Raw genomic sequence first — 9,733 nt, 5'->3', positions numbered from 1 at the left:
TTGTCCGGCAAATTGACAATGAACATGAAATTGATGATTTCCACAATTTCTGGAAAGAAAGAGTAGATGATTTTTATTACGCAACCTATCAAACTTTCAAGGGTATTGTAGAGGATAGGAGGACAGAATCTGATAAAAATAAACTACCCGATGTTCGTTTTGCCTGTCGGCAACTACTGCGAGGTGATTTCACTATTCAATGGGATGGTACAACCTATCCCTGTTGCCGCGCCTTTTCTGATGATTTAATCCTCGGAAATGTGAAAAATGATTCAATTGAGAACCTGTTCAATGGTACGGTAAGAACTGAGCTTATCAAAAAGCATTTAGAAAAAAAATGGGATGATGTCGAGGGTTGCCGCAATTGTGTACAGGAATGGTCTTTTTAGATAGTGGGTAGCGGTTATTAGCAAGATGAAAGTGCACCGGTAAAGGTGCACTTGAATGCTAAAAAAATGTGTATTTTCATACTGTTGTGATTGTTTCATTAACTTGGAATTTAAATGATGCACAAAAAAAACTTGTTAAGTTTCGTGAGAAGGTTAGCCTTCGCTACTTTGAAGCAGACTGGAGCAAAAAACCGTATTGCCCGGAGCCTTGGTATGAGCAAACGTACCGTTAATTCAAGCAGGTATCAATTTATAGGTCGGGAAAATATGGGTGAGCATATTTCTCAGACAACCGAATTTAAGCAAGAAACCAAAAAACTCTAAGTGAAAAGAATACGTGAGCTATCAGCATTCAGTCCTCATTAAAAAACTGACAGCTAAAAGCTTAATAAAATAAATCAATCATCATGGAAGATAACGATCAACAATTGCTGGATCATTGTATTTGCCAACGAGAAAACGGTAAATATATTGACGTCGCCGAAGACCTGAACACCTTATTAAAAAAATATCCTCAAAACAGCTCCGTTATTATTGAAATCGTGAAAATGTACATTTTAGTGGGTAAGTTCGAACGTGCCTATCAGTTTTATCTTAAACTGTCCAGGTTAAACAATGGCCGGATTTATGGTGAGCCTGAATACTTATTGCGCTTACAAATTGGACTTCAGAACCTGCCTCTCCCGGGTTTTGATGAACTAAATTTCGAGAAAAGCGCTAAATGGTGCCAGAGCTTTATTAAAACCGGAAAAGAGGTTGCAGTTGAGTTTAAAATTGAAGATATATCGGTGATTTGTAGCGACGGCACGGTTAATTATATTTTTTCCGGGGCATGTGGCTCATGCGGTCATTTGTCAAGCGTTGAACTATTCCGCACATTTTTAGTCAGGCGTAAGTTCCTGTGCCCTGTTTGTTTTGCCTATCAATTATTTGAGTATGAGGCCATAAAAGAATTTTTACAAAAGAATTATAAAAAGATGTTGAATGAACAGGTGTACACTTTAGATGATAAGCTGAGAAAAATTCAGTATGAACTGAATGTGGACACAGTTAAAGGCAATTCTTATTCGAAAATTAGTAAATATTTGAATCAGGACTATATCTTTATTTTGAACCAGTTTTTGACAACCCGATTGATGGAGCAACAATGAAAAATGTTTTCGTACTTGGATTTTTCCCCGATAAAAGCCAGGTATTGTTAAAAAAGCTGTGTGAGAATTTTAGTATTATTATGTTCGAAAGTCAATTCGCCAAATCCTTGAGTGATCTTGGAGTGCAAACTCTCGAAGAGATTATTGAATTAAGCCAGTTGCAATTTCCGCAAGCAGAGTTTTCCTGGGAGATTCATCAAACGGTCAATCAAGTAGAAGAACAATTGGGTAATCTCATTTCAGGTGGAAAGAAAAAAGCTGCGCTGTATGAGTCTGAGTTCATGACAATAAACAAAGTTGCTTTTTCTATTTATTGGCGTGCTTTTGTCTTTCGCCAACTGTTGGACAAAATAGATCTTGATTTGCTTTTAGTTAACGCGGATTATTCCTTCACCAGGAGACCGATGGTGATTGAAGCCAAAAGTAGGGGCATACCTGTTCTCGATATCGAGCATGGTTTTTTTGCTATGGAACCCGAACCTAAAGTCTTAAACGAAAACTTCCTGCCTGCCACACCTTATATATCTGATTTTGTAAATTTAGATAATGACCTGGAAAAAGCTATCTGGGATGAACATTATGAATCGTCAGAGTTAAATGGGCATGTTACTTTTGTGGTCAACGGGACACCCATTGATATTTCCTTTGACAATAATTTAAAGAAAGAAGACGCCCTGACCGCCTTAAATCTGTGTCCCGACAAATTTACTTTATCACTTATTGGCTCTTGGATGGAAGCGAGAATTCCTTCAAACCTATTTAAAGCACAAATAGAGCAGGTGGAATTTTATAAGTTTGTTTTTCAAGGACTAAAAAACTTCCCGCGTAAAAATGATATACAGTTTATCGTTAAATTACATCCTGCATTTGCCACCAAGCAGGTGTTTGAAGACTCAACAAATTATTTAAAACACCTGGCTCAGGAATGTGGACTGGAACATGTTTTGCTCACCTGTACCGGTCTAAGTGAAGTCCTTTCAGGGTCAGATATGCTGATAGCTTCTCACCGCACTTCTGTTTTATGGGAGGCGTTTTTAGCATCAGTGCCGGCGTTTATTTATCCGGCCGAATCTGCAGTAAAGTATATGTTTAAAGAAGGCAAGCTAAATAGCTGCAATATTTTGTTCCAAAAAGGGGCTATGAAATACGTTACTACTGCAGAGGAATTTAAGAATGCTGTTGACTTTTACTTACAGCAAGAAAACCTTAAGGAACATAAAGCCTTATGTAAAAAGCTTTTTGATGAGTTTAATATAAAGCCGCTTTCTGCAAAAGAAAAGAGTGAAAAAATATGTGGGTGGATTAAGACATTCCTGGAAAGTCCGGGAGTTGATGCTGCGGAGCAAAAAGAAGAATCTGCTTTGATGAATGTTGTGGATATAAAAACCGAGCATGTTTGCACCGGCCCAATGAATTACTTAGTAACCTGGGCATGCGATTTATGCGGAGAGGAAAATGTGCTGAGAAAACGCGCGACCTTACTGTTGGATGAATCCACAAATTGCACGAAATGCGGCCAGGGTCACACGTACGTTTATGATGAAGGCAACTATGCTTTTGAAATTTTAGATGCAGACATTGTCAACCTGGAGAATACTATTTTGCACAACCGCAATGTTTCCGAAGACGATGAAATTTATCTTCTTGGCCAGGACCTAATATTCAGCGTAAATACTTACATTTCCCATCTTATCAAATGAAAAATAATAAGCCAACAATCATCTGCTCAGGTTTGTTTGAAAACCGTCATAAAACCCTGGTTTCAAAACTGGAAAAAGAGTTTGATATTGTTTTATTTGCTGCGGATGGAAATTGGACAGGAAAACAACGACTGTATGTCGGGGAACAGGTTATTGAAAAATCTACTCTAAACCGGGTTGAAAAAACATATCGGAATTTTATTACGGATATAGAGTCTAAGTTCAACCTAAAAGAACAAATCGACAAAAAAAACGACGTCATTAAGCATCTTTTACGGTTATGGGTGCAAAGTTATTGTATTCAACACAGTCTGCGGAAATTCCACGCGAATCGTCGTATAACTGCAGTCCTTGCGGTAAATGATCAGCTTGCCCCGATACGCACGCTAGTTGATTTCGGAACAAAGAATAATATCCCGACATTTTACATTGAACATGGCTTTATAATTGCCAGTTTCACTGCAGATGCCTGCTATGTTAAAGATGATTCTCGATTGCCTGTGACGGATGTTGTGTGCGTTGATAATGAGGTACAAAAAGAATATTATGCGGATTACTATTCGGGTCGTGCGCATCAACCTGAAATTATCGTCACCGGCAATCCTATCGACGGCGTCCTGACATTTCAAGAAATAAAAAAGTCTGGCGATACAGGGAAGGCAACAATTTTGTACTGTCCATCGTGGTTCGAAGCAAACTCGATGCAGGAAATAATCTATGGCAACTCTGTCGAGCACAAGGCTTTCCAGCTTTTTTGCGAAATGATAAAAAAGTTAAGCGTAAGGATGCCCTCTATTAACTTAGATGTCGTTGTAAAATTACACCCAACATTAACGAAATCCATCGGTGTGAATACTGCTGGATATTTTGAAAAAATCGCTGCAAGTTTTAATATTCGACTAACTGGCATTGATGATGGTCCCCTTCAACATTGGCTGGATAAAGCAGACTTAGTGGTTACGAGCAGGAACTCATCCGTGAGTTGGGAGGCTTTTCTTTGCCAGGTGCCATGTATTACATACTTGTTTCAGTTTTACAAAAATGTTTTAAGACCTGAAAAGTGGAAAACCCCGACCTACCTTTCGCGCTGGGGACTCCAGGTTTATCTCGATGAGCAGGATGATTGGTCGACATCAGCACACAAGTTAATTCAAAGTCACAGGAGTGGTGAGTTTGCTAAACTATGTAACAAGCATCAGCAGAAAATCACGTTTACCAGCGCTTCTGAAGCTTCACAGAATATAATTCGTTTGATTCATCAGAAAGCAGAGGCAGAAGACGGTTTGCAAAAACTAAGTGATGACGATACTGGAACTTCAAAATTAAGAGTGCTGCAAATTGTCCATAATTTTCCGCCTCAGTCATATTCTGGAACAGAGCTTTATACTTTGACTTTTTCAAAGGAGTTAAAAAAGCTTGGTCACGATGTTACCATACTTTACCCAGTTTCCGATTCCATAAAAAAACCCTTACAATTTGACGGTGCAGAATTTGAAGGTCTGAAGGTCGTTCGGTTTAATGTATTTCAACCCGGGAAGAAGAAACCGAATATTTTGGATAACAAATTTGATGCCCCGTTTCGTGCTTTTTTACAAAAACACGATTTTGACATTGTGCACATACAACATCTTTTTGGCCTAAGCGCCAACTGGGTGGGTGTTGCAAAAGAGGCTGGCTTACCAGTATTAATGAAGATTGACGACATGTACTTGTACTGCCCGCAAGGCCATTTGATGTACAAAAATCAGAGTTCTTGTTCCGGCCCGGAGTCGCTTGATAAATGTTATGAATGTACCTTTGCTGCAAAATCGAATAATGACCCGGAGTACATCGCCAGCATTTTTTATTATCTTGCATTGCGCCGTGAGGTTTTGCAGCGCATGTTTCAGCAAGTCGATTTTGTGCATACGCCTTCTCAGTTTTTAAAGGAGACCTCTATCGCGAATAATTTGAACAATCGGGAATTCCATGTCATCCCCACAGGAATAAGTCCGTTTGAGATTCAAAAGAGAAAGAAAGAAGGCGGCGTTGTTCGAATTGGCTTTATGGGTGAAATAGATATCAGGAAGGGTATTGGCATTTTTCTGGATGCGATAAAACAAGCAAACAGTACAATGGGTGTGAGAAAACAAGCCTGCTTGCAATTTAAAATTTATGGAAGACATTTTGATGATGACCTTTACCATACAATGACAGCAAAGGTTAATGATTTAAAAAATGCTACTTATTTGGGGTGCTTCACAACAGAACAAAGAGCACAAGTTTTTTCTGAAATAGATTTACTTGTCATGCCGTCGCTGGGAGAGAATTATCCGTTCATTCTGCGCGAGGCTCTGTATGCTGGCATTCCCGCAGTCGCAACCGCTATTGCTGGAGTTCCTGAAATTATTATTGACGGCGAAAACGGTTTCTTAATCCCACCGGGAGATGTTGAAGCCCTTGCGGATATTTTTGTTAAGATAGCCAATTCGCCCACTTTTCTTGAACTGCCGAATTTGCAAAAAAGTAAAATTAAGCTGATTGAGCAGGATGCACAAGAGTTTGAGCAAATTTATTTTAAATTAGTTCACCATAAATCTGTTGCAGCAGGAGATGATATGCGCGCCTTTCAAGAAATTCGTGAACTAATTTCAGAAAAAAAGTTTATAGATGGTTTAAATCTGCTGGCCAAAATCATTGATGAGAACCCGCAACATCCAGAGGCTCTGAACCTGATGGGCGAAATTTATGAGCGGCTGGGGAAAACAACCGAGGCTGTCGAGCTTCAAAATATGGCACAGCAGCTCTCTGAGTGAGCGACTATTTTATGTTAAATCTCTATGCCTTTTTCCATCTGAACCTGGCCTACTCTTCTATTGAAGAAGAGCAGCGCCGCGAAGTCGTGAAGCGCTGTTACTGGCCTCTACTGCGCCTGGCCCGCAGGTTTAATTTACCTTTCGGAATCGAGGCCTCCGGCTATACTCTGGAGCAAATTCAAGCAATCGATCGCGGCTGGATTGACGAGCTGAGTTTTTTGATTAGCAACGGACCTTGTGAATTTATCGGGTCTGGCTATGCTCAAGTCATCGCGCCTTTGGTTCCCGCCGAAGTGAACGCAGCTAACCTACGTCTCGGAAATCAAATCTATAAACAACTTTTAGGTGTTATTCCCGAAGTTGCTTTGATCAACGAGCAGGCTTACTCAGCGGGTATTTTACAGCACTACATCGACGCCGGTTATAAGGCGGTGGCCATGGAGTGGGATAACCCGGCGCGATTTCATCCGGAGTGGGATTCGGAATGGCGCTATCTTCCCCAGTATGCTTGTGGTCAGCATGGAGAAGAAATTCCATTGCTTTGGAATAACTCTATCGCCTTTCAGAAATTTCAGCGGTATGCTCACGGGGACATGGAAATGGACGAGTACTTTAACTATCTCAGCGCTCTTTTTTCTGAGAGAACGCGCTTTTTTCCGCTTTACGGCAATGATGTTGAAATTTTTAATTTCCGGCCGAACCGCTACCACACCGAGGCCGAATTGGGCAATGAGAACGAATGGCAGCGAATTGAAAAATTAATGGTTCGGCTGTTGCTCGATAAAAGGATTGAATTTCTCCGGCCAAGTCAAGTTCTTGAGAATTTTCATTTGCCGGGCGCAGGGAATCGCTTAAATTTGGAATCAACTCAGCAGCCGGTTCCTGTTAAAAAGCAGGACAAATACAACATCACACGCTGGGCTGTCACGGGAAAGAATGATCTTGAGATAAACACCTCCTGCTGGAACTTTTACAATCATTTGCTCAACAAACCAGATGCGTCAGATGACGACTGGCGGTATTTGTGTTATTTGTGGAGCAGCGATTTTCGGACGCATATTTCCGAGAAACGCTGGGAGAAGTATTGCCAGGAGATGCAAAGAGTCAAACAAACAAACCTGTCATTCCCGTCCCGTGTCAAAGCATGGGATAAACTCCGGCGGGAATCCACAGGACAACAGGACTTGGGTTCAATGCGATCCGAGTCCGAGTTTCCGGGACAAGTTCCTTCTCAAGCCGGAGCCTGGGAAGGAGAAATGTTTCAAGAACAATCATTCGAATCACCAGGAGATTTCTCCACTTCGTTTCGTGCTGACGGACTTTGCTCCGGTCGAAATGACTTCTCCCCTGTCATTTCGACCCCGACACTTCGGGGGGAAAATCTTGTTACGACTTCAGAGAATGAGGAATTAAAAGTCCATGCACTTAAATCCCATAAATGCGAAATAATCCAGGATGATTCATTTGCTATTTTGGAAACGCACTTTGCCGAACTAACCCTCAATTTCAAAAAAGGCCTGGCAATCGAAGCGCTTTGCTTCAAAGAGTATTCTAATCAAAAACTGATAGGTACTTTGGGGCATGGCTTCTACGACGACATTTCACTCGGAGCAGATTTTTTCAGCGGCCACACAATTTTTGAAACCCCTGGTCATCCGAAGATAACTGATCTAAATTTCGTAAAACCGAAGATTGAGCAACACCCGGGTGGAGTTGAAGTTGCAGCAAGTGTTGAAAGCCCATTCGGCCTCATCGAAAAGAAAGTCACTCTTTTTTCATATAAGCCACAAGTGGATTTGGAATATTCCTTCGATTGGCCAAGTCTTCCAACCGGGTCACTTAGACTTGGAATGATTACCCTAAATCCAAACGCTTTTGATCCGTCTACTCTTTACTACTCTGCCTGCAACGGCGGGTTCAGGCCTGAAAGGTTTCAGCTTTATCAAACCAACTTTGACCACGGCTCACCGGTTTCGTTTCTGGTTTCTGCAAGTCAAGGCGTCGGGATGACAGACGGATCAATCGTGTTGGGAGATGCACATCGCGCGATCCGCTTGCAAGTTGACAAAACCTCAGCCGCGCTCATCGGAATGGTGACCTACAAAGAAATCACCAACTCTTATTTCTGCCGCGTCTCTTTTTCTGCAAAAGAAATGGATGAGACTTGCGGTTTTCAGGGCGCTCATCCGGCTCAAAGTTTTAAAAAGACATTTCGAATTTCTATTACGCCGACATTCAATGGAGAACAAAACCGTGAGAAATGATAGAGTGGCGGAGCTTTTACTAAACTTCAGGAAAACTTGTTATTCCGGTTGCGAAAGCAAATTTGAAGACTTCCTTGGGCCGGATATTTATCCCCGGCTATTGGGGCGAATGTTATCGCTATTCGCTGCAGGTCCCGACAAAGGTAAAAAATATGACCAATTTCTTGACGAAATCCCCACCGAAACTACCCTTGGCGAGCGCAAGTTTCTATTTAATTTTTTCGCACAAATCTGGAAAGGGCACTATCATGTGCTTGAGATTGGCTCGTTTCTCGGCGGCTCGACCCGAGCAATTGCGTCGGGGATGCAAGTCAACCCAAATAGATTGGACCGGAGTAAACTCCATACGTTTGATAAATTTAAAAATTATTACAAACCTGAGCGATTGCTGAATTTTTTAGCGCCGCTTTTTGAAAACGGCTCTTTAAAAGAAGAGGATTGTGAGCAAATAAAACGCTCCTCGGATTTTCTGGATATTTTCCGTTTGATTCACCGCGAGCACGAGTATTATCCTCTCATTAAAGAAAAGCGAGGGGTGCTTCCGGACACGGTCGAGGACACGGTGAATTTGGAGAATATTTTCAAGTTGCCGCCAGGTTTGATGCTCGACGGTGTCTTTGTGGACGGATGTAAAAGCTGGTACGGCACCAAATATTTCATGCGTGAAATCAGCGCCTGTATGTCGCCGGGAAGCTATTTTATTTTTCAGGATTACGGCGCGTTCACCTGTTTCTGGATTCCGGTTTTTGTTGCTATGATGCAAGACTACTTCAAACTTGTGGCGTATGTTGACAACACTTACACTTTCCGTTTGACCAAACATATGGATGTTCAGGAGATGGAGCAGCGCTTTCCTAATTCTCCTGAGTCGATGGGTAAGTCCAATTTTGAGCTAATTTTTACTGAGCTTCTTAAAAATGCAGCGGATTGCAATGACATGTTTCTGCTCATGAACTACCAACTCCAACATGCCGCAGCGCTTGCCTATATCGGTGAGCGCGATGAAGCGAGAAATAAAATCGTCAATCTTCTAAAACACCCGGAATATACAAAGTATCGCAATTGGATATTAATGTCCCTAAACGTGCCTACTTATCGCCCCGTTGAAGGCAATATTTATTTGTAATCTCGAAAGTTATGACTGAAAACTTGACACCTGTGGAAGAAATCCAACGGTTACGCATCTCAGGAAAAATTCAGGAAGCTTTCATTTTGATGAGCGAAAATATCCTTGGCATCCGTCCGGCGCTTGAAGGTGTTTATGTTTTTCCTATTTTTCTGTCCTTCACGACTTGAGTATTTTGCAGAAGTCTAATCTACATCCATCCTGAGATCCCACCACGTTTTTTTTAAAAAAAATAAAAAAAATTCACAAAAAGTAGCAAGTCGATTTGGCATCTGTCGATAATAAAACTAAGAAAAACCCTTTTGGGG

The 9,733-nt window shown here is 41.3% G+C and carries 7 protein-coding genes; all 7 read left to right on the top strand.

Annotation, left to right across the window (positions count from 1 at the left end; all coding sequences use genetic code 11):
• The coding region (locus tag IH879_13415; protein ID MCH7675935.1) for an SPASM domain-containing protein at nucleotides 1-389 on the top strand (389 nt) is incomplete at its 5' end.
• A gap of 407 nt (nucleotides 390-796) precedes the next feature.
• Complete coding sequence (locus IH879_13410) at nucleotides 797-1,540, top strand: hypothetical protein (GenBank protein ID MCH7675934.1); 744 nt, start codon at nucleotides 797-799, stop codon at nucleotides 1,538-1,540.
• Nucleotides 1,537-3,240: a hypothetical protein gene (locus IH879_13405; GenBank protein MCH7675933.1), complete on the top strand. Its 1,704-nt coding sequence runs from the start codon at nucleotides 1,537-1,539 to the stop codon at nucleotides 3,238-3,240. The genes IH879_13410 and IH879_13405 overlap by 4 nt, the downstream gene beginning before the upstream one ends.
• Nucleotides 3,237-6,035 (top strand): glycosyltransferase, encoded by a 2,799-nt coding sequence (locus tag IH879_13400; GenBank protein MCH7675932.1) that lies wholly within the window; start codon nucleotides 3,237-3,239, stop codon nucleotides 6,033-6,035. The genes IH879_13405 and IH879_13400 overlap by 4 nt, the downstream gene beginning before the upstream one ends.
• 11 nt (nucleotides 6,036-6,046) lie before the next feature.
• On the top strand, nucleotides 6,047-8,299 hold the full coding sequence (locus IH879_13395; protein ID MCH7675931.1) for a hypothetical protein: 2,253 nt from the start codon (nucleotides 6,047-6,049) through the stop codon (nucleotides 8,297-8,299).
• A complete protein-coding gene (locus tag IH879_13390) occupies nucleotides 8,289-9,425 on the top strand; it encodes a hypothetical protein (GenBank protein ID MCH7675930.1) in 1,137 nt (378 codons plus the stop codon). Before IH879_13395 ends, IH879_13390 begins: the two co-directional genes overlap by 11 nt.
• A gap of 11 nt (nucleotides 9,426-9,436) precedes the next feature.
• A complete protein-coding gene (locus IH879_13385; GenBank protein ID MCH7675929.1) occupies nucleotides 9,437-9,595 on the top strand; it encodes a hypothetical protein in 159 nt (52 codons plus the stop codon).
• Nucleotides 9,596-9,733 lie beyond the last annotated feature (138 nt).

The organism is candidate division KSB1 bacterium (assembly GCA_022562085.1).
Taxonomy (GTDB): domain Bacteria; phylum Zhuqueibacterota; class Zhuqueibacteria; order Oceanimicrobiales; family Oceanimicrobiaceae; genus Oceanimicrobium.
The sequence above is the reverse complement of the archived record's forward strand: the minus strand, read 5'-3'. Positions and strand labels throughout refer to the sequence as shown.

Bases quoted from the DNA above. Each gene is read 5' to 3' on its own strand.
- IH879_13395 (MCH7675931.1), top strand. From the start codon at position 6,047: ATGTTAAATCTCTATGCCTTTTTCCATCTGAACCTGGCCTACTCTTCT.
- IH879_13400 (MCH7675932.1), top strand. From the start codon at position 3,237: ATGAAAAATAATAAGCCAACAATCATCTGCTCAGGTTTGTTTGAAAAC.
- IH879_13405 (MCH7675933.1), top strand. From the start codon at position 1,537: ATGAAAAATGTTTTCGTACTTGGATTTTTCCCCGATAAAAGCCAGGTA.
- IH879_13385 (MCH7675929.1), top strand. From the start codon at position 9,437: ATGACTGAAAACTTGACACCTGTGGAAGAAATCCAACGGTTACGCATC.
- IH879_13410 (MCH7675934.1), top strand. From the start codon at position 797: ATGGAAGATAACGATCAACAATTGCTGGATCATTGTATTTGCCAACGA.